Genomic DNA, 20608 nt, shown 5'->3' on the forward strand with positions numbered 1-20608 from the left:
GTACCACTATACTATAAAGCATTATATGCAAGGTTTAAACCAAAAGTAAATGGAGAAAGAGATTATATAATAAATTTTTATGAGAACTTATCAAAATACTTTACAAAAGACGGAAAGCTAAAAATAAACGAACTTATGAAAAAATATATAGAGTATATAAAAAAACGTGGAGGACAGATGTTTAAAGGAAAAAAATTATATGAAGGAGTATATCAATATAATCTTGATATATTTTTAAATACATACATGGAAGAATTAGGAGGAGAAGTATTAACAGAAGTAGAAGTAGGTGGGGGAAAGATAGATTTACTAATAAGATATAAAGAACAAAAATATTTAATAGAAATAAAAAGAAATCCAGGACCAAAAAAATATGAAAATACCAAAAAACAATTGTTAGAATACTTAAAGAGAATTGGATTAAAAGAAGGGTGGTTAATAATATACTCTAATGCAATAAAAGATTTCGAATATATAACAGAAGAAGAAAATGGAATAAAATTACATATATGGTTTATAAAAACAAATTTTGAAAGTCCATCAAAAATATGATTTTATTTGTTATATATTTGTGATACAATATATGCATTATATATATAATCTAGGAGATGGCGAATATGCCTTATGTTTTTGGTCCTGTACCTTCAAGAAGATTAGGTAATTCTCTAGGAATAAATTTAATTCCATTAAAAACATGTAACTATTCATGTATTTATTGTCAGCTTGGAAAAACTACAAATTTTACTAATAAGAGATTGGAATATTTTCCAAATGAAAAAATTATTGAAGAATTAAAATATGCTATAGAGCATTCTGAACTAAAAATTAATTATATTACTTTTGTTGGTGATGGAGAACCTACTTTACATATTGGGATAGGGGAAATAATAATTTGGATTAAAAAAAATTATAATGATAAATTTAAAATCGCTGTTATAACTAATGGTTCTTTATTATATGATGAAATAGTTAGAAATGAACTTTCAAATGCTGATTTAGTACTTCCCAGCTTAGATGCTCCAGATGAATAAAAATTCATTAGATCATTTTCATATAAGGGCTTTACAATCTCAGAAATTTTATCAAAATGATTCTTCTTCAAATTAATCAATTTTAATTCTTCCATACCATTTCCCCAATTTTTTATTTTAACTTATTAATTATTTTCAAAGTATTTTTTTAACATTAAATATGTTTGATTTTTGGATAACTCCATTAAAACGGCATGTGTTTTTTCCGTTATTTTTATTGCGTCTATATTTCCTTCTATATATTCTAAAATTTTTTCTGAATCTAGTATTTTAACTGTCTTTTTTAATAAACCCTTTTTATTATAAATACTTCCTCTTATCTCTGTTGTAGATGTTTTAGATATTTCTTTCATTTCATCCCAAATTTTTACAAGTCCTTTAAAATTCCAGTTATATTTTTTGTTTATATTTTCTTTTTCCAAATCGTTTTTTACTTTATTTATCTGTTCTTCTGCTATTTCATAAACTTTATCCAGTTTTACACTTATTTCTTGTAAATCATTGAATATATATAAGATGCAAAATGTATAAAACATAAATATCATGTATGATTTTTGATCCAGTTTGTATTTTCTGTATATATCGTCTTTATTATATGCATATATACTTCTTGAACTTTTTGGTATTATACATATATAATCTTCCGAAGGTGATTCATATAATGTTAAGTTAGATTTTTCAGCAAATATTTCTACTATTGTTTTTATCTGATCATTATTAAAGTATATATGTATAAGTTCTCTATTGTCTTTTTCAGATATTTCAGTTTTTTCTATCAGTTTCGAAATTATTGCCATTGCATATTCGATATTTTCCATAATTTCACCTTATTTTTTTGAATATATATTCTGTAAATTTGTAATTTTCCATTGTGATTTCTTTTTCTGTTGGAATTATCTGTATTTTTTTATAATCTAACATTCTATTATTTAACTCGTCTATGGCCTTTTTAAATAATGGTTCTTTATAAATATGTATTTCTTTTAACTGATGCAAATATAATACGGTATCCAGGATTGTTTTATTAGGTTTATCTATTATTTCGCTTAAATATACATTTTTTTCCTGTAATCTCGATAATATTTTTTTCAAAAAGGTTATTTGTAATTTTTCTATTTCTTTTGCTCATCGATTATATTTTCATCTATATGTTCAAGAACAATGTTCTTTTTGATATTATGTTCATAGGGATTATTAAAAAAATCATTAAAGGATATGCTTTTTTTTGGTTTTAATGAGGAAAATATATAAATTGCCATAGGATTTAGTTCTTTATATCTGAATAATAAATCTATATATTTTTTTTCAATATTTATTTCGCCAACTATATGATTCCAGAAATTATTTTCTCCAGATTTCATTATTTCTGCTGTTATTTGTTGATATTTTGTAAGAAGTTTTGAATGCATTTCTCTTGATTGTAAAAGTATTGTTTTTATATAATTTAAATTTTTTATTTTTTCTTCTTCAAGTTTTTCTAAATCATAGCTGTCTGCAAGGTAAAAGATATTATCAAATATATGTTTTTCATTTTGTAATTGATTTAATGTAAAATCATATGTCTCTTCTATTTTTTTGAATTTGACTCTCCATGGCGCTCTTCTTATTTCATATATTAACTTTTCAATATTTTCCAGTTCCGATGAGACCACTAATTTCAATTTTTCAGCAGAATTTCTTGCATTTATAAATGTTCCTTTTTTAAACTGTTCTTGCAAAAATAATAACTCCATGGTTATTTGCAATTCTTTATAAACTTCAAGTGTTTTAAGAAGAAAATCTTTCCCGGATTTTGTTAGGGATACATAAATTTTTGTTTTTCCTTCCTCTTTTTTTGTATTAATATCAAGAAAGTTATATCTTATTTTTTTATTTTGTTTACTTTCATAATCATAATATTCAAATAATAATCCTTTAAATCCATTCTCAAAGATTAATCGTTCAAATATTTCCTTTATTAATTCTTCAGATATTTCATTGTCAATATTTTTTATAGTTTCTATGATAACGTTAATTTCTATATTTCTTTTACCTGAAAGTGTTTCATTGAATATATAAATCAACATTAATATCCCCAATGAAAATGAACGTGAAGGTGATATCTTCTTGAATGATGTGAGGTTTTTGTATAATGCTATAAATTCTCCAATATTTAATATTCTTTCCTGAAATGTTTTATACATCTTTTATCACCAGATTTTTCAATTGTTGATAATCAATAGCTTCCTGTGGAATAACCCTTTTTTCTTTTACTATTGATATTAATTTTTTTAAATATTCGTCCTTTGTTTCAAATTTTATTTTATTTTTCACTTTTGTATCTCTTGATTTTCGTTTTAACATTAAATTATATCCTTCTTTCCACGGATAAATATTATACTCATTATATCGTTCAATTAATTTTATAAGTATTAATATTCCATCATAATCTATATCTCCCCAATAATAAAATATGGTGTTTTTCGGAACATACTCATATATAAACTCAAAGCTTCGCAATATCTTTTTTCCTTCACCAAATATCACTGCATCAAACGGAATTATATTTTCTTTTGATAATAAATAAAAATTGTAGAAGGGTGTTTGATTTTCAGAAATTAATACTTTTTTCATATCCGGTTTAAATGTAAATATATAAAATGGTTCTCTTGAATCAAAGGTATATAAATCCTTTTTTATATTTATTTTTATATTTTTCAATACTTTTAATATTCTTTTATTTTTTTCAAATGCTTTTTCATCATTAAATATTTCATAGGCCCTTTCTCTTGTAGCAACAGGTTCTTTTTTTTCGCTTTTTAAAAATTGATCTATTTTTAAAATAATTTCTTTATCTTTTTGATATTCGTTCATATGGTTTAAATAGTAATTTATATTAATTTTTGGATGTAATATAAATAAATTATCTTTTTTATTTATTATATTTATTCTAAATTTTTCCGGCAAAGAGGGATATCTTCCATTTTCTTTTTTGTTTTTTATCGGAATTAGTATTTTTTCATCTATTAATTTTTTAATTTCATTATATAATATTTCATATTCTATATTAATGTTTTTTTCTATTTCTTCATAGGTTATGTATTTTTTACTATATTTTTCAAGATATTTTTTTATTTGCATTTTATCACCATTCCACGTAATACCCTTTTTCAAATGTCTCTGTTTTTTGTTTTCTTGAAATTTTTAAAATATTACTCAATCCTGTACTTTTTACAAGTACAAGGCTATAATTATAATTAAAATATTTAGATATATTTACATCATTATGTGCGGTAAAGGTGATAAATTGAGCATTATTTTTTTTCATAAGTATCATTAATGGAGATAATATATGTTCGGAACTCGCTTTTCCAAATGGATTATCAGCTATTATAATCATAGAACCACCTATGTTATTTTTCATTACTTTTGTAATCGATATATATATTGCAAAAAATGCAAAAAATTTTTCTCCACCTGACCATGAAGATACATTTTCCAGAAAATACCATCTTGGATTTTCAAAGGATTTATCCGGTTTTAAGATTTTTATTTTTATAGGGGCACCATTGGTTATTTTCAATAAATTAAATATTGAAAAAGATGTATTTATATATTTTCTAATTTCTTCATTTTCTTTAAAATTATTACTTTCATTGTTTGTTATTATTTTTATTATTTCATCTATATAATCAGATATTCTGTTATATACATCTTCTTCATTATATCTATTTAACAGTATTTTTATTGTTTCTAATTTTTGGTCTTCAACTATTATTTCAGAAAATTTCGAAAGTTTTTTTAATGTTGAAATATACAAGGTTATTTCGCTTAATATATTTTTTATCATTTCTCTTTTGAATCTCATAGCTTTTTCTTTATATGATATCAATGTATTTATTTTTTTATCAATTATATCTTTAACTGTGTAATATAAACTTTTTGAGGTTTCATAATCATATTTAAAATCTGTTTTTTCATATAAAAATCCCATATTTACTATTAAATCAAAACCTTCTTCAGAAATCAACAATTTCATTTCCTGCCATCCATCGGAAATTTGATTTCTTTTTTCTTTTTCATTATCTTCCAGGATTTTTAATTGTTTTAATGTTTTTATAAAACTGTTGTGAAGCTCTTCTTTTTTAAATATTTCAAAATCTGTTATTATCTGTTTTTCAGGTTTTTTATAATTCTGTAGCAATTCCTCTTCGGTTTTTATATCTTTTATGATTTGTTCTAAGATATTCTTTGTTTTGTTAATATCTTCTATTAGCTTTGAATATAATTCTTTTTTAGTAGTCAGCTCTTCTTCGTATTTGCTATTTAATTCAATATACATTTCTTCTGTAAGTGTTGGAACATTATAATTTGTTATTTTGGTTTTTAATGAGTTTATTTCGTTTTCCAATATTCCGGTATTTCTGTTTAATTCGTCCACTATATTTCTATATTTTTTTATATTATTACGATAGTATTCTTCGCTTTTTAATTCTGTATTTTTTAAATATTCCAGCGTTTCAAATGTATAATTATATTTTTTTATTTTTATTAATTTTTTATTTATCTTTTTTTGAATCTTTTCTTTTCTGTTGTATAACTCGCGAGTATCTATTTCCTGAATCAGATATTCATATTTCGACTTTAAACTTTGAATATCTTCGTTTTCATATTTCCATTTATTCTTTTCATAAAAAGATAAATCATTGGAATATTCTGCTTTTTTTATGATTAAGTTCTCTTTTTCTTTATTAAGAAAAATTCTATTTTCATTAATTTCTTCAATATCATTTTTTAAATTTACAATTTTATCTTCTATATTATTTTTTTGCTTTGCTAGACGTTTTAAATATTCTTTTATTTGATATAAGTTTATTCCAAATCTATCATTTATAGCATTTTGAATCTCATTTAATTTATTCTGCTTTTTTTGAAAATCTCTTAACTTAATTTCTACTTCAATCAATTGTTTTCTTTTGTCACTAAGTTTATTCTTATAAATTTCTATTTTTTCTTTTGTTCTGGATATATTTAATAATTCTTCTTTATATTTTGAATTTAAATCTTCCAATATGTTTTCAAATTCTTTTTTCTTTTTTTCATCGTCGTTTCCATATATATTTTGAAATTTAACTATTATATTTTGATATTGATTTATCTGATCATAATCTTCTTTAATATTTTCTAAATTTTTTTCTATTTTTTCTTTTTTGCTTATGTATTTTTCTTTTAACTCTTCTATGGATATTTCACCTGAAATAAATTTATGATAATCATTCATTATAATCTGTATTCCAAATTTGCAAATTCCATCGTTTATTTCGAATTTATTAATGTCTTCTCTTGTTTGTATAAATACTATATCTGTATTTAAGTCAAAATTTTTTAATTTTTTCTCCAATTTTTTGATGTCCTTTTCCTGAACCACAATTGAATTTAATAATAACGGATTTTTAAAATTTTCAATATTATTTTTCAATAAAGAATAACCAATTGTATAATCATAAAAATTCTTGTTTTGAAGATGATAATCAATTTTTTCTATAGTTTCCGGTATTGGAATAAATTTATTTTTATCTATTTTATCTATTAAAATTTCTATGGAATTTAATTGTTTTTCAGCTGTATTCATTTTTATAATCATCTTTCTTAATTCATCATTTATTTTAATATATAGCATTTTGAATGAGTTAATGGAATATAATTTTTTTAAAGCTATAATATCTTCATGATTTTTTTTAAATTCTTTATACTCTTTTTTTATCTCTTTTATTTTATTTTTCAAATTATCAGATAAATTCTCTATTTCCAATACTTTTTTCTCTTCCTTATTTATTTTGATTTTCAAATCTTCTATATTTTTCTCTAAATTGTCTTTTAATTTTATCTTCTCATTAATTTCTTTATTTAATATATTGTTTTTTTCTATATCTATAATTTTTGAAATTTGAGAAAGTTTTTGGTTTAAATATTCTATATCTTTTTTAATTTTTTTTAACTCATTATTTTTTTCAGAAATCTCTTTTATTAAATTTATATGTTTTAGTTCTATATTTTTTATACTAAATTCAGTATCTAACAGTTTTTTATCGATATTTTTTATATGATTATGATAATAATCATATAATTTTGAAGAAATCTTTTTTATTTCTTCTTGAATGTTAACATTTGAGTTTTTTTGTTCTATTTCCTCACTTATAATATTCAATTCGCTATTTAATTCATTATATTCAAAATATTCTTCCAGTGCATTTTTCAAATTTATTTTTTCTTCAAATCCAGAAATCTTTTTTTCATACTTATTTCTTTGCTCTATAATTTCTTCGAGCTTTTTTTCTGATGTCTCAAGACTATATAACAAATAACCGTTCTTGATATTTATAAGTTTTTGTGAAATTTCTTCAATTTCATTTTCTATATCGAACTTAAAATTTTCTTTTTCAATTAAAATATTTTCATACTCACTTTTTTGCTGTTTTAATAGTTTGTTTATTTCAAATAATGTATAAACTTTTTTATGTATTTCTTTTTGTAAATCATACAATTCTCTTAGTTTATTTATCTGATTACTAAAAAGCTTTAATATCTTCTTTCCATCTTCTATTTGTTTTTCCCAGATTGGCAAATTTCTTATATTATCTATCTGATTTTTAAAGGTCTCTGCTATTTCATTATTTATTTTTTTATTTTTCAATGAATATGTAATATTTGGGATTATAAATTGTGACAATAATTTTTCTGTATTTTTTCTTGCACTAGAAGAAATAAATTCTGAAATACCACCTTCAATTTTATTTGTCCTTGACATCATTTCCCATTCGCTTTTGAAAATTCTATAACTTTCAAGATATTTTCTATATTCACTCTTTAAAGTTTCTGGAAATAACTTTATATTATAAACTTCTTTATTTTTTTCAAGATAATCTTTAAATTCATTATATTCAACAACTTCACCATTTTCTTTTATATATTTAATATCTTTTAATGTATAATTTAATGGTATTTCAATTGTATAATTATAATAGTTTATTCTATCAGTTTTTTTGGCTGCAAATCCTGTAATCAACTTTTTATTGTTATCAAGAGTATGGCATATTGCTATATGTGCAGTTCCTTCTATGTCTTTTAACATCGTTTCAAAATCTCTACCCTCTGCTGAAACATGACCTGGAATTATTGTTTGAAATAACAATGAAATTATAAAAGTTTTGCCGGAACCGTTTGCTATTATAATATTAGTATTTTTTCCATTCATTTTTATATATAAATCGTTGATTTTCTTGGCTTTATTATCATAATCCACATTAATTATTCTAAAACTATCTATTTTAGGCATATTTTACCTCGCTCCATCAGTTTTAATATAATATTACAGTATCAAAAAATTCAAACTTACTATCTGATATATACTCATTATTCCTCATATTCTAATACATGTTCTTCACACCATTCTATAGCAAATTCTTTATATTTTTCCATTTTGTGTTCATACCATTTTTCTCTTAAACCAAGTCTGAAAATTTTATTTTTAAACATTAAATTTAAGAATCCATGGTGTCCACAAGTTCTTTTAAATTAACTTTAATAAAAATCTCCCTTTAACGTTTCTTTTTTTAAATAATATTTTTTGACAAAATCAAAAATGACTTTCTTTTTTTATAATTATTATATCATAACATTTTACAAAAAATAAGACAGGCAAAAACTCAAAAATTGCCTATTTATTTTTCAAGTCACGCCTTTAGCGAATAATTAGAATATAAATTAATAATTTTGATATGGATGAGTATATTTCAGTGTATATTTCAGTGTATGGTATAATAGACTCTGAGGTGAAAAAATGAAAAATTGGAAAAACATTAAACATGAGTATGTTAAAATACTTCTTCAGAAACGACCAGGATAACAAACATCTATTTGAAAATTTAAAAATATACAAAGAAAAAGAAATAATAGAAAAATATTTAAATAAATATCCAGTAGTGTATGTAACCTTCAAAGATGCGAAAAAAGAGGATTTACTATCAATGAATTAGAAAAAAAATATATAAAACAAATATTAGAATTAGAAGAAATAAAAGGATATACAGTAGAAGATAAAATAGCAAAAGAAAGCATATTCACAGGAGTAAATAATTTAAAAGTTGCTACAGTAGTAAATGAATTATACAATGATAAGTTGGGATTAACTAGGGAAGAAGTCCATGAAACATTAAAATACTATGGAATGGAATATGAAGAAAAAAGGATAATAGAATGGTATAACGGATTTAATTTTGGGGGAATAGAAATATATAATCCATATTCAATAATAAATCTTGTAGATGAAAAAGAGATAAAAAACTACTGGATAAACAGCAGTGGAAATACATTAATAAAAGAATTAATAAGAAAAGGGACAGCAGAAATAAAAACAAAAATATATGAATTAATAAATGGCGGAACAATAGAAAGTACAATAAATGAAAATTTAGTATATGGAGATTTAAACGATAATCTTGAAGAAAGCATATGGACATTGTTCTTATTCACAGGATACCTAACCTGGAAAGATAAAAAAGGAGAAGGAAACAGTGTAGAGTACAAATTAAAAACACCTGATAGAAGAAAACTATGAAGAATTTAAAGAAGATTTTAAAGAAGCAGTTAAAGATACATTGAGTTATTTTGATATAACAGGGAAAGAACCAGAAAGATTTTACCATGGACTAACCCTTGGAATGAGCATGGCATTAAAAGAAGAATATATAATAAAAAGTGACAGAGAAGCGGGATATGGAAGAGCAGATTTAATATTAATCCCCAAAGACAAAGCAAAACCTGGAATAATATTTGAATTTAAAAAATACTATAAAAAAGACGGAGAATTAAAAGAGAGTGCAGAACTTGGAATGAAACAAATAGAAGAAAAGAAATATGAAAAAGAAGTAAAGAGTTATGGAATAGGAAAAGTAATAAAGGTTGCTATTGCTTTTGATGAAAAAAATGTGGAAATTGTTATTAAATAATTTTATTTTAAAAAAGATAATATTTATTGACAAAAAATACAAAAAAATGTTATACTAATCCAAAACTAAAAAGGTGGAATATTATGAAAAATAATTTTATTAATATAGTTTATAAATATGTAATGAAACAAAATTTTGATCATAGTCATGATTTAGAACATGTATTAAGAGTAACAAAAAATGCAGAAATAATAGCTAAAAAAGAAAATGCTGATATCGAAGTTGTTATAATAGCCTCTTTGTTGCATGATATAGCAAGACATGATGAATTAATTGGTAGAATTGAAGATCATGCGCTTGAGGGAGCTTTAAGAGCGGAAGAATATTTGAAAAGTATAGGATTTAAAAAATATAAAGAAGTATCTTATTGCATTGCTAACCATAGATTTAAAAAAAATATAATACCTAAAACTTTAGAAGCTAAAATACTTCAAGATGCTGACAGATTAGATGCTTTGGGATATATTGGTATTGCAAGAGTTTTTATGCATAAAAATGGTGGGAATTTACATGAAAGAATAGAACACTTTTATAAAAAAATATTAAAATTGAAGAATTTAATGAATACCAAAACTGGTAAAAAGTTAGCTGAAGAAAAACATAAAATCATTGAATTATTTATAAAAGGTCTAGAAAATGAAATTGGGGGATATTATGGAAAAGAAAGATAAAATTTTAAAGATTTTAGAAAAGTTTGAAAAACCTATAAAAGGAAAAATATTAGCTGAGAAAATTGGTGTTAGTAGGCAAATGATAATACAATATATTTCAAAATTAAAATCAGATGGTTATAATATAGTCTCTACAAGAGATGGGTACATGTTAGAAAGAGAACATGGGATAAGAAAAATGATAGCAGTTAAGCATGATGCAGATGAGATTGAAAGTGAATTATTTGCTATTGTAAATGCTGGAGGGAAAATATTAGATGTTATAGTAGAACATCCTATTTATGGAGAAATAAAAGGAAGAATAGATGTCAAAAATGAAGAAGATATAATTAAATTTATGAGTTTATTAAAAACAACAAATGCTACACCATTATTAGAATTATCAGAAGGTATTCATATTCATACTATTGAAGTTAAAGATGAAAAAACCTTCGAAAAAGTAAAAGAGTCGATAAGAAAATACTTAATTTTAGATTTTTGAATGGGGGGATAACATGAAATTTATTGATTTGAGAAGTGATACAGTAACACATCCTACTGAAGAAATGAGAAAAGCTATGTCTGAAGCAGAAGTAGGAGACGATGTATATGACGAAGATCCAACAATAAAAAAATTAGAATTTTTGGCGGCTGATATATTAGGAAAAGAAGCAGCATTGTTTGTTCCAAGTGGGACATTTGGAAATCAATTAGCTTTATTCACACATTGTAATAAAGGTGATGAAGTAATATTAGGTGATGATTGTCATATTGTTCAACATGAAGCTGGGGCTTCCGCGGTAATAGCTGGTGTGCAATTAAGAACTATAAATTCTGATCATGGAATACTAAATCCAAAAGAGATTGAAAGTAAAATAAGAAAATTTGAAGATATACATTATCCAAAAACAGGATTAATTGCTTTAGAAAATGCACATTCTAATGGAAGAGTAATTCCATTAAAAAACTTTAAAGAAATTAGAGAAATTGCTGATAATTATAATATTCCTATACATCTTGATGGGGCGAGAATATTCAATGCCGCAACTGCTTTAAATGTTGATCCAAAAAAGATCGCTAAATATGCTGATTCTATTAGTTTTTGTTTATCTAAAGGACTGTGCGCACCAATAGGTTCAATTTTGGTTGGAAATTCTGAATTTATAGAAAAGGCAAAGAAAAAAAGGAAAATAATGGGAGGAGGGTTAAGACAAGCTGGAGTATTAGCTGCAGCTGGTATTATTTCACTCGAAAAAATGCGTTTTAGATTACAGGAAGATCATGAAAATGCAAAATATTTAGCAGATCAATTATCAAGATTTGATTTTATTGATATAATTGAAAATGTTGAGATTAACATGGTCTTTTTTAAAATAAATAAGGAATTCAATAAAAAAGATTTTATTCTATTCTTAAGAAAAAATGGAATAAAAATCAACCCACCAGATGAGAATATATATAGATTTGTTACTCATTATTGGATAAAAAAAGAAGATATAGATAAAACAATTAAATTTATAGAAAAATTTTTCAATCAATAATTTGTAGTTAGGGGGATGTTGGGTGAAATATTCAAAAGTAAACAGTGCATATGTATCCGGTTTCGAAGTAAAACCTATAATTGTTGAAGTTGATATAAATTCAAAAGCTACGCAACAGATTTTTAAAATAGTTGGTATGCCAAGTACCGCCATTTTAGAAAGTCAAAAAAGAGTATTTAGTGCAATAAGAAATTCTGGATTCACATTTCCTAATGGAAATGTAACTGTTAATCTTGCTCCAAGTAATATAAAAAAACAAGGTACTCATTTTGATTTGCCAATAGCAGTATCTATTTTGCTAGCTTCAAAACAATTGAACTTTGATATAAATAATTATTACATATTTGGAGAAATTGGATTAAATGGTGAAATCAGAGGAGTTCCTGGTATAACATTACTTTTACTCGATATTGCAAATAAAAATAAAAATACAAAATTTATTATTCCAAAAGAAAATGAAGAAGAAGCTGTTTTTATTAAAAATAATGATGTTTTTGTAATTGAAAAACTAATAGATATTATAAATATTTTTAATATAGAAAAAAATAAGATGTATAAAGCAAATCCTAAAAAAATAGAATATGAAAAAGTTGAAAGTTCATTGAATTTTTCTGAAATAAAGGGTCAATATTTTGCAAAGCGAGCTGCGGAAATTGCAGCAGCCGGTTTTCATAACCTTTTAATGACAGGTAGTCCTGGTTCTGGAAAAACAATGATTGCAAGAAGAATTCCTACAATATTACCCGAAATGACTCATGAAGAGATGATAGAATCCACAAAAATATATTCTATATACGGATTTCTTAATAAAGTTATTAATAAAAGACCGTTTAGATCTCCACATCATTCGGCTTCAACAGCTTCTATAATTGGTGGTGGTGCAGATTCAAAGCCTGGTGAAGTTAGTTTGGCTAATAATGGTATATTGTTTTTAGATGAATTTCCAGAATTTAGAACTGATGTAATTGAATCTTTAAGGCAACCTTTAGAAGATGGTTTTGTAACAATTTCAAGAGCTAAATTAATTGCAACATATCCTGCAAAATTTATGCTTGTGGCAGCACAAAACCCATGTCCATGTGGATATTATAGTGATAATGAGCATGAGTGTTCATGTTCATTAAATCAGATTTTAAATTATAACAAAAAAGTATCTGGGCCTATTTACGATAGAATTGATATCAGAATCAAAGTTCCAAGAGTAAAAATTGATGAAATGTTCGTAAGTTCTTCGGAAGAAACATCACAAGCAATAAAAAAAAGAGTAGAAAAAGCAAGTTTGATACAAATCAAAAGACAGGGAAAATTAAATGGAAAACTCGATCAAAAAGAAATAAAAAAATATATAAAATTAGATAGCAAAGTTGAATCTTTTTTAAAAAATGGAGCAAAAAAATTTAAAATGACAGGTAGAGGAATTAATAGAATATTGAAAATATCAAGAACCATAGCAGATCTAAAAGGTTTGGAAAAAATTACAATTGAAGATATAGCTGAAGCTTTTCAGTTTAGAGGTGATAACAATATATAAGAATTATTATGGTGATTTATTTTTTAAGCTGAAAAATAATACAGAATTTAGGGAGATATTAGATTTAATAAAAAAAATACCCAAAAGATATATTTACTTCTTTTCAGAAGTAAAAAATGAATATTATTATATGAATAATATAGGAGAATTATATATATTAAAAGGAAAAAAAGAATCAAATATTTTAAAGACATTTTCTAACTTTTATCCTGAAAATGATCTAATATATTCTATATTAAAATTAACTAATAAATTTTTAATTCCTTTCACAGTATTTGATTTAGCAAACTTTTATAAAAAAGGATATAAAATTAGATATTTGAAACAAAATGAAAAAGTTATTTCTTTATACATCTTAAAAAATAATATAGTTGAATTCGTATTTTTTGATGTGGAAAATATAAATTTGATGATTCAAACGTTAAATGATATCGCTTCATTTGTTGAAGATGAATATATAATTAACGTTTATTCAAACCAACAAAACTTTAAGAATTTTTTACTAAATAAAAATTTTTTAGCAGAAAAAGAATTTTTTATACATCGTTTAGATGGCTATGGCATACATATAACAACTCCAGAAAAAAATGATTCAAATAATATGATGGAATTTTATGAAAATGTTTTAAAAAACACAAGCACTTTAGCCACTCAATTAGATGAATTTGATAAAACAAAAAAAGATATTGAAAAAATTATAGATATATCGAAAAAATTATTTGGAATAAGAATATTAATTGCAAAATATGAAAAGAAAATAATAGGTAATTGTGATATTTATTGGAATATACAAAGAAAAAGACTTGAAAGAACAGCTAAGTTAGGAATAAGTGTTTTGGAAAATTTTAGGAATATAGGTATTGGTACAATGTTAATTAATAATCATATTGTATGGTGTATAGAAAATCCTAAGATACATAGACTTGAATTGGAGGTTTTTTCTAATAATCCCAAGGCTATATCATTATATGAAAAATTAGGATTTACAATTGAGGGAAAAAGGAAAGAAGCAGCCTTTATAAATTATAAATATTATGATATTTTATTTATGGGTTATATTACAGAACCTAAAAATCTATTTTAAATATTGTGAAAATGTTGCGTGTATGTTAGGATGTTGTTATTTTCTATTAATTAAAAACAGCGTATAATAGCTTTTTTTACATAAAATTAATATCTTCTTACTTTATTTGTTATATTTCACATACTAAATTAAACCATCATAGTATATAATTCTTATGAAGATTTTTTAAAAATGATTTTCATTTTAATTCTTGTGAATTTGTGAAAAAAGTATCTATTTCGGACAATAATTGTCGCATTTAATCATTTTTTAACTTTCTAAAATACGTTTTTTGTGAAAAAAATATCTATATATTTAATATATATAATTTTTGTATATAAAATCTTAACATCAAGGAGGGAACGGAATGTCCGTGGAACTTGAAAATCAAATTAAACAGGTAGAGGAATACATCGATTCATTGAATTTAGAAGGAAAAGATAAAGTAACAAAAAGAAGCTATTTAATTCATGTGCTACATAAAGCGCAGGAAATAATCGGTTATTTACCTATTGATGTTCAGAAAGTAATTGCTAAAAAATTAGATGTTCATGCGTCAGATGTATATGGTGTTGTAACATTCTATAATTTTTTTAGCATGAAACCAAAAGGAAAATATCCTGTTAGTGTTTGTTTGGGAACAGCTTGCTATGTTAGGGGTTCAGGAGATATTTTAGAAGAATTTAAAAAACAATTAGGGATAAAAGAAGATGAAACTACAGAAGACGGTTTATTTAGTCTTCATGCTGTTAGATGTGTTGGGGCATGTGGTTTAGCTCCAGTTGTAATGATTGGTGATGAAGTTCACGGAAGACTTACAACTAAAGATGTAAAGAGATTAATAAAGGATTATAGAGCAAGGAATAAGGAATAAGGAGGGGAATTTATGCCTAAAATAAGAAGTTTAGAAGATTTAATAAAACAAAAAGAGTTAGTAAAAAATAAATTATCTTTGAGAACTGTTGCAGATAATGAAAATTTAATTACATTAAAAGTAGCAATGGGAACATGCGGTATTGCTGCAGGCGCAAAAGAAACATTTGAAAAATTATTAGATGTAATTGAAGAAAAAGGATTAGATAATATAAGAGTTATTCAAACTGGTTGTATGGGGTATTGTCATGCAGAACCAACTGTAGAAATAAATGAGCCTGGAAAAGAACCTATTTTATATGGAAGAATAACAGGCGAAAAAGCAAAAGATTTGATTGAAAAACATATTTTAAATGGAGAATTATTACAAGATTCGATTATTGGAGAAACTCACAAATCAATTAATGAGTAAGGAGGGAATTTAAATGTCATCATATAAATATCATGTTTTGATATGTGGTGGTACTGGTTGTACCTCTTCCAAAAGTGAATTAATAAAAGATAATTTTGAAAAGTTAATAAAAGAAAATGGTTTGGAAAATGATGTTCAAGTAGTAAGAACAGGGTGTTTTGGTTTTTGTGAACAGGGACCAATTGTAAAATTTTTGCCTGATAATACTTTTTATGTTAAAGTTATACCAGATGATGTAGAAGAATTAGTTAATGAACATATTATAAAAGGTAGAAAGGTTGAAAAATTATTATATGTTGAACCAACAGAAAAAGAAAGAATTGATGAGTCAAAAAAGATGCCATTTTATAAAAAACAAGTGAGAGTTGCATTAAGAAATGCAGGATTAATAGATCCAGATGATATTGACGAATATATAGCTAATGATGGATACCAGGCATTAGCTAAAGCATTATCAATAACTCCAGAAGAAGTTGTTGAAGAAATTAAGGAATCTGGTTTAAGAGGAAGAGGTGGAGGAGGATTCCCAACAGGATTAAAGTGGGGATTTGCGCAAAAAGCCAAAGGCAATATTAAATATGTTGTATGTAATGCTGATGAAGGTGATCCAGGTGCATTCATGGATAGATCTGTATTAGAAGGTGATCCACATTCTGTAATCGAAGGTATGGCTATCGCAGCATATGCTATTGGTGCGAATCAAGGATATATATATATCAGAGCTGAATATCCTTTAGCAGTAAAAAGATTAAAAAATGCTATTAATCAAGCAAAAGAATATGGATTATTAGGTGAAAACATTTTAGGCACAGATTTTTCATTTGATCTAGAAATTAGGCTTGGTGCTGGAGCCTTTGTTTGTGGTGAAGAAACTGCTCTATTAGCTTCAATTGAAGGATATAGAGGCGAACCAAGAACAAAACCTCCATTTCCTGCTAATAAAGGATTATGGGGAAAACCAACAATTATAAATAATGTTGAAACATTTGCAAATATTGCACCAATAATGTTAAAGGGTGCTAAATGGTTTAGAAGCTTAGGAACAGAAAAATCTCCTGGAACAAAAGTTTTTGCCTTAGCTGGTAAAATAAATAATGTTGGACTTGTGGAAGTTCCTATGGGTACAACATTAAGAGACGTTATATTTGATATAGGTGGAGGAATTAGAGATAATAAAAAATTCAAAGCTGTTCAAACTGGAGGACCTTCAGGAGGATGTATTCCAGCAGAATATTTAGATACCCCTATAGATTTTGATACATTAACAGCTTTAGGATCGATGATGGGTTCTGGTGGTATGATCGTAATGGATGAGGATACCTGTATGCCAGATGTTGCTAAATTTTATTTACAATTCTCTGTAGAAGAATCATGTGGGAAATGTACTCCATGTAGAATTGGAAATGTTAGATTATTAGAAATATTAGATAAAATTACTTCTGGAAGATCAGTAATAGAAGATTTGGAAAGAATGGAAATTTTAGGAAAAACAATCAAAGATTCCGCATTATGTGGTTTAGGACAAACATCACCTAATCCTATATTATCAACTTTACATTATTTTAGAGATGAATATGAAGCACATGTATTAGATAAAACATGTCCTGCTGGTGTATGTAAAAACTTAATTACATATGTAATAGACAAGGAAAAATGTGTGGGATGTACAGCTTGTGCGAGAGTTTGTCCTGTAGAAGCAATAAGTGGTTCTATAAAGAATCCTCATGAAATTGATCAAGAAAAATGTATCAAATGTGGCGCTTGTTATGCAACATGTAGATTTGGCGCCATAGAAAAGATATAGGAAGGAGGAAAAAATATGCCAAAAATTACTATAAATTGTAAAGAAGTTGAAGTACCTGAAAATTACACAGTTTTAGATGCAGTTAAATCTATAGGTGGATATGTTCCAACATTATGTTATATGAAGTTAGAAGATATTGGTATTGAAAATAGACCAGCTTCTTGTAGAGTCTGTATGGTGGAAATTGAAGGAAGAAGAAATTTAGCTCCAGCCTGTGCTACACCTGTTGCAGAAGGATTAGTTGTAAAAACACATTCAAGAAGGGCAATTCATGCGAGAAGAACCGCTGTTCAATTATTATTATCAGATCATCCACAAGATTGTTTGAAATGTCCTAAAAATGGAGAGTGTGAATTACAGGATTTAGCAGCTGAATTAAATATTCATAATAATCCATATTTTGGAAAAATGTCTTTACATAAAAAGGATATTTCTGCGGCAATAATTAGAGATCCAAATAAATGTGTTATGTGTAGAAGATGTGAAACAATGTGTAATGAATTTCAAACTGTAGGTGTATTATCTGCTGTAGATAGAGGGTTTGATGCAGTAGTTAAACCAACCTTTGATTGGTCATTAGAAAGCACCGCATGTACATTCTGTGGACAATGTGTTGCAGTATGTCCAACAGGAGCATTAGTAGAAAGATCATATATTGATCAAGTTTGGGATGTAATTGAAGATCCTAAAAAACATGTTGTTGTTCAAACTGCTCCTGCAGTAAGAGTAGCTATTGGGGAAGAATTCGGTTACGAACCTGGAACTATTTCGACTGGAAAATTGGTTTCTGCTTTAAGAGTTTTAGGATTTGACAAAATATTCGATACTAATTTTGCAGCAGATTTGACTATTATGGAAGAAGCTTATGAATTTAAAGAAAGATTAGAAAATGGTGGTTATTTACCAATGTTAACGAGTTGTTGTCCTGGATGGGTTAAATTTTTAGAACATCAATTCCCAGAATTATTAGAAATGCCATCTTCAGCAAAATCGCCTCAGCAAATGTTTGGTGCTGTTGCAAAAACTTATTATGCCCAAAAAGCTGGTATAGATCCTAAAGACATTGTTGTTGTTTCAATCATGCCATGTTTAGCTAAAAAATATGAAGCAAACAGAGAAGAATTAAGAGGTTCTGGATATCAGGATGTCGATTATGTAATTACAACAAGAGAATTGGCTGATATGATTAGAGAATCTGGAATTAATTTCCAGAATTTACCAGAAGAAGAGTACGATAATCCTTTAGGTGAATCAACTGGTGCTGCTGATATTTTTGGTAGAACAGGTGGTGTTGCAGAAGCTGCTTTAAGAACAGCATACGAATGGATTACTGGTGAAGAATTAGGAAATGTTGAATTTGAAGCTGTAAGAGGTTATGAAGGTGTTAGAATAGCTGAAGTTGGCATTAAAGGAACAAAGGTTAAAGTTGGTGTGGCTCACGGTTTAGGCAATGTTAGAAAACTTTTAGAAGATATCAGAGAAGGAAAAACAGAAGTTCATATGATTGAAGTTATGGCATGTCCTGGAGGTTGTGTTGGTGGTGGAGGACAACCTTATCATCACGGAGATTTTAATATAATAAAGAGAAGAACAGAAGCAATTAATAAGATTGATAGGAATAAACCTATTAGAAAATCACATGAAAATCCTTCAATCAAAAAGATTTATGAGGAATTTCTTGGAAAACCTAATAGCGAAAAAGCTCATCATTTATTACATACAGAATATTTTGAAAGAGAATGGTTATGATATAATAAAAGCGGGGATACCCCCGCTTTTATTATATGAAGATAAATTAAATAGAAATGTAAAGGAGGAGTTTTATGTACACGTATGGATTAATTCTCGTTGCTGATAGTACTAAACAAGCTTATGAACTTGCTTCAAAATATGCAAAAAGATATGGAGAACATAATGTATCCTCATGTATAAATTATTTAGAAGAAAAAAAGTTATTTGAAGATACAATAAACGATTTAATATCAATGTATGAAGGTTTAAAAGAAGCCTCAGAAAATATGATAAAACGTTTTGAAGGGAAAGTCCCTGAAGATGATTATATTTTAAATACCTTAAAGGAAAACATAAAAAGGTATGAAAGTGGGAATTATGCATATCCTGAAGAATGGAAATTAGTTTATCATGATGGTAATGATTTTGAACATATTGATAATTATAAAATTTTTGAAAACATTAAAGATAATAACAGAATAGAAAGTTTATATTTATTAATAATTGATTTACCTTGAGATAACTTCTGCTATCTATTTTATTTTGTTTTTTATAAAAATATATTTGAAATTAAAAGTTGACTTATAATTAAATATGAGATATAATATTAATATATTTTTTATTTATTTTTTTGAATTTAAGATTTCCGGTAGGGAGTCAAATCAGTAAAAAAGAGCAAAAAGGAAATAATTAGCTATAAAAGAAGCTAATAGTTTGAGAATATTGAAATTCAAAAATAAAAGAAAATAAATAATAAAACAAAGATGAGTAAAAATTATTTCATGGGAATATAAGGTACATTGTTTTTAAGTAAATAAAAAATAAGATTGACAAGTTTTCTACCGCTTAATACAAGAGCTCTCATATGACGATGAGAATTAGATTCATTAAACTTTTTCCAGTAATATTCTTTGAAAATAGGATTATGATATCTAAGAGAATTAGCAGCTAAAATCAAATAAGTTCTAAGATATTTATTACCTTT

At 25.6% G+C, this 20608-nt stretch carries 20 protein-coding genes and 2 pseudogenes; 15 read left to right on the forward strand and 7 right to left on the reverse strand.

Annotated features, from left to right (window positions below; genetic code table 11):
* Both BUA62_RS09450 and BUA62_RS09455 read left to right on the forward strand, forming a co-directional pair.
* Positions 1–552 (forward strand): annotated as a pseudogene (locus tag BUA62_RS09450) (AAA-like domain-containing protein); the annotation flags it as partial.
* A gap of 65 nt (positions 553–617) precedes the next feature.
* Positions 618–1031, forward strand: a complete 414-nt coding sequence (locus BUA62_RS09455) for a radical SAM protein (RefSeq protein WP_072865771.1) — start codon at positions 618–620, stop codon at positions 1029–1031.
* Between the two features lie 125 nt (positions 1032–1156).
* Here BUA62_RS09455 and BUA62_RS09460 read toward each other — a convergent pair whose 3' ends face one another.
* The 6 genes from BUA62_RS09460 to BUA62_RS11850 all read right to left on the reverse strand — a co-directional run bounded on the left by BUA62_RS09460 (position 1157) and on the right by BUA62_RS11850 (position 8546).
* Entirely contained in the window at positions 1157–1849 is a 693-nt protein-coding gene (locus tag BUA62_RS09460; protein WP_072865773.1) for a DUF6063 family protein, read from the reverse strand.
* A 4-nt stretch (positions 1850–1853) separates the two neighbouring features.
* On the reverse strand, positions 1854–2123 hold the full coding sequence (locus BUA62_RS09465) for a hypothetical protein (protein ID WP_072865775.1): 270 nt from the start codon (positions 2121–2123) through the stop codon (positions 1854–1856).
* A 20-nt stretch (positions 2124–2143) separates the two neighbouring features.
* Entirely contained in the window at positions 2144–3214 is a 1071-nt protein-coding gene (locus BUA62_RS09470) for a hypothetical protein (RefSeq protein ID WP_072865777.1), read from the reverse strand.
* Positions 3207–4151: a Wadjet anti-phage system protein JetD domain-containing protein gene (locus tag BUA62_RS09475; protein WP_072865779.1), complete on the reverse strand. Its 945-nt coding sequence runs from the start codon at positions 4149–4151 to the stop codon at positions 3207–3209. Before BUA62_RS09475 ends, BUA62_RS09470 begins: the two co-directional genes overlap by 8 nt.
* 4 nt (positions 4152–4155) lie before the next feature.
* On the reverse strand, positions 4156–8346 hold the full coding sequence (locus tag BUA62_RS09480; RefSeq protein ID WP_072865783.1) for a coiled-coil domain-containing protein: 4191 nt from the start codon (positions 8344–8346) through the stop codon (positions 4156–4158).
* Between the two features lie 77 nt (positions 8347–8423).
* Positions 8424–8546, reverse strand: coding sequence for a hypothetical protein (locus BUA62_RS11850; protein WP_268776020.1), 123 nt, complete (start codon positions 8544–8546; stop codon positions 8424–8426).
* Positions 8547–8857: 311 nt separating this feature from the next.
* Here BUA62_RS11850 and BUA62_RS11785 point away from each other — a divergent pair, with 311 nt between their 5' ends.
* The 13 genes from BUA62_RS11785 (at position 8858) to BUA62_RS09545 (ending at position 20141) form a co-directional block, all read left to right on the forward strand.
* The gene (locus tag BUA62_RS11785; RefSeq protein WP_268776021.1) at positions 8858–9046 is read left to right on the forward strand and encodes an AAA family ATPase; all 189 of its coding nucleotides are present in this window, start codon (positions 8858–8860) and stop codon (positions 9044–9046) included.
* Between the two features lie 143 nt (positions 9047–9189).
* Positions 9190–9627 carry an AAA family ATPase gene (locus BUA62_RS11790; protein WP_072865785.1) on the forward strand — a complete coding sequence of 146 codons (438 nt, stop codon included), beginning with the start codon at positions 9190–9192 and terminating at the stop codon, positions 9625–9627.
* A gap of 40 nt (positions 9628–9667) precedes the next feature.
* Positions 9668–10018, forward strand: a complete 351-nt coding sequence (locus tag BUA62_RS11795) for a PD-(D/E)XK nuclease domain-containing protein (protein ID WP_072865787.1) — start codon at positions 9668–9670, stop codon at positions 10016–10018.
* Positions 10019–10101: 83 nt separating this feature from the next.
* A complete protein-coding gene (locus tag BUA62_RS09500; protein WP_072865789.1) occupies positions 10102–10689 on the forward strand; it encodes an HD domain-containing protein in 588 nt (195 codons plus the stop codon).
* A complete protein-coding gene (locus BUA62_RS09505) occupies positions 10673–11170 on the forward strand; it encodes a transcription repressor NadR (protein ID WP_200782412.1) in 498 nt (165 codons plus the stop codon). The genes BUA62_RS09500 and BUA62_RS09505 overlap by 17 nt, the downstream gene beginning before the upstream one ends.
* 13 nt (positions 11171–11183) lie before the next feature.
* Positions 11184–12209 carry a low-specificity L-threonine aldolase gene (gene ltaE / locus BUA62_RS09510; protein WP_072865793.1) on the forward strand — a complete coding sequence of 342 codons (1026 nt, stop codon included), beginning with the start codon at positions 11184–11186 and terminating at the stop codon, positions 12207–12209.
* Between the two features lie 22 nt (positions 12210–12231).
* Positions 12232–13740, forward strand: a complete 1509-nt coding sequence (locus BUA62_RS09515) for a YifB family Mg chelatase-like AAA ATPase (protein ID WP_072865795.1) — start codon at positions 12232–12234, stop codon at positions 13738–13740.
* On the forward strand, positions 13724–14824 hold the full coding sequence (locus tag BUA62_RS09520) for a GNAT family N-acetyltransferase (RefSeq protein ID WP_072865797.1): 1101 nt from the start codon (positions 13724–13726) through the stop codon (positions 14822–14824). The genes BUA62_RS09515 and BUA62_RS09520 overlap by 17 nt, the downstream gene beginning before the upstream one ends.
* Positions 14825–15170: 346 nt before the next feature.
* Positions 15171–15677: an NADH-quinone oxidoreductase subunit NuoE family protein gene (locus BUA62_RS09525; protein WP_072865799.1), complete on the forward strand. Its 507-nt coding sequence runs from the start codon at positions 15171–15173 to the stop codon at positions 15675–15677.
* Between the two features lie 12 nt (positions 15678–15689).
* Positions 15690–16088 carry a (2Fe-2S) ferredoxin domain-containing protein gene (locus tag BUA62_RS09530; RefSeq protein ID WP_072865801.1) on the forward strand — a complete coding sequence of 133 codons (399 nt, stop codon included), beginning with the start codon at positions 15690–15692 and terminating at the stop codon, positions 16086–16088.
* Between the two features lie 13 nt (positions 16089–16101).
* Positions 16102–17892 (forward strand): NADH-quinone oxidoreductase subunit NuoF, encoded by a 1791-nt coding sequence (nuoF, locus tag BUA62_RS09535; RefSeq protein WP_072865802.1) that lies wholly within the window; start codon positions 16102–16104, stop codon positions 17890–17892.
* Between the two features lie 15 nt (positions 17893–17907).
* Positions 17908–19641 (forward strand): NADH-dependent [FeFe] hydrogenase, group A6, encoded by a 1734-nt coding sequence (locus BUA62_RS09540; protein ID WP_072865804.1) that lies wholly within the window; start codon positions 17908–17910, stop codon positions 19639–19641.
* Between the two features lie 74 nt (positions 19642–19715).
* Entirely contained in the window at positions 19716–20141 is a 426-nt protein-coding gene (locus tag BUA62_RS09545) for a hypothetical protein (protein WP_072865806.1), read from the forward strand.
* A gap of 257 nt (positions 20142–20398) precedes the next feature.
* Here the strand turns inward: BUA62_RS09545 and BUA62_RS11550 are convergent.
* Positions 20399–20608, reverse strand: a pseudogene (locus BUA62_RS11550) (IS110 family transposase); the annotation flags it as partial.

The organism is Marinitoga hydrogenitolerans DSM 16785, assembly GCF_900129175.1.
Taxonomy (GTDB): Bacteria; Thermotogota; Thermotogae; order Petrotogales; family Petrotogaceae; genus Marinitoga; species Marinitoga hydrogenitolerans.

Coding starts and splice junctions, on each gene's coding strand:
- BUA62_RS09500 (WP_072865789.1), top strand. CDS start 10,102: ATGAAAAATAATTTTATTAATATAGTTTATAAATATGTAATGAAACAA.
- BUA62_RS09540 (WP_072865804.1), top strand. CDS start 17,908: ATGCCAAAAATTACTATAAATTGTAAAGAAGTTGAAGTACCTGAAAAT.
- BUA62_RS09545 (WP_072865806.1), top strand. CDS start 19,716: ATGTACACGTATGGATTAATTCTCGTTGCTGATAGTACTAAACAAGCT.
- BUA62_RS09475 (WP_072865779.1), bottom strand. CDS start 4,151: ATGCAAATAAAAAAATATCTTGAAAAATATAGTAAAAAATACATAACC.
- BUA62_RS09480 (WP_072865783.1), bottom strand. CDS start 8,346: ATGCCTAAAATAGATAGTTTTAGAATAATTAATGTGGATTATGATAAT.
- BUA62_RS09530 (WP_072865801.1), top strand. CDS start 15,690: ATGCCTAAAATAAGAAGTTTAGAAGATTTAATAAAACAAAAAGAGTTA.
- BUA62_RS09455 (WP_072865771.1), top strand. CDS start 618: ATGCCTTATGTTTTTGGTCCTGTACCTTCAAGAAGATTAGGTAATTCT.
- ltaE (WP_072865793.1), top strand. CDS start 11,184: ATGAAATTTATTGATTTGAGAAGTGATACAGTAACACATCCTACTGAA.
- BUA62_RS09470 (WP_072865777.1), bottom strand. CDS start 3,214: ATGTATAAAACATTTCAGGAAAGAATATTAAATATTGGAGAATTTATA.
- nuoF (WP_072865802.1), top strand. CDS start 16,102: ATGTCATCATATAAATATCATGTTTTGATATGTGGTGGTACTGGTTGT.
- BUA62_RS09525 (WP_072865799.1), top strand. CDS start 15,171: ATGTCCGTGGAACTTGAAAATCAAATTAAACAGGTAGAGGAATACATC.
- BUA62_RS09460 (WP_072865773.1), bottom strand. CDS start 1,849: ATGGAAAATATCGAATATGCAATGGCAATAATTTCGAAACTGATAGAA.
- BUA62_RS11850 (WP_268776020.1), bottom strand. CDS start 8,546: ATGTTTAAAAATAAAATTTTCAGACTTGGTTTAAGAGAAAAATGGTAT.
- BUA62_RS09505 (WP_200782412.1), top strand. CDS start 10,673: ATGGAAAAGAAAGATAAAATTTTAAAGATTTTAGAAAAGTTTGAAAAA.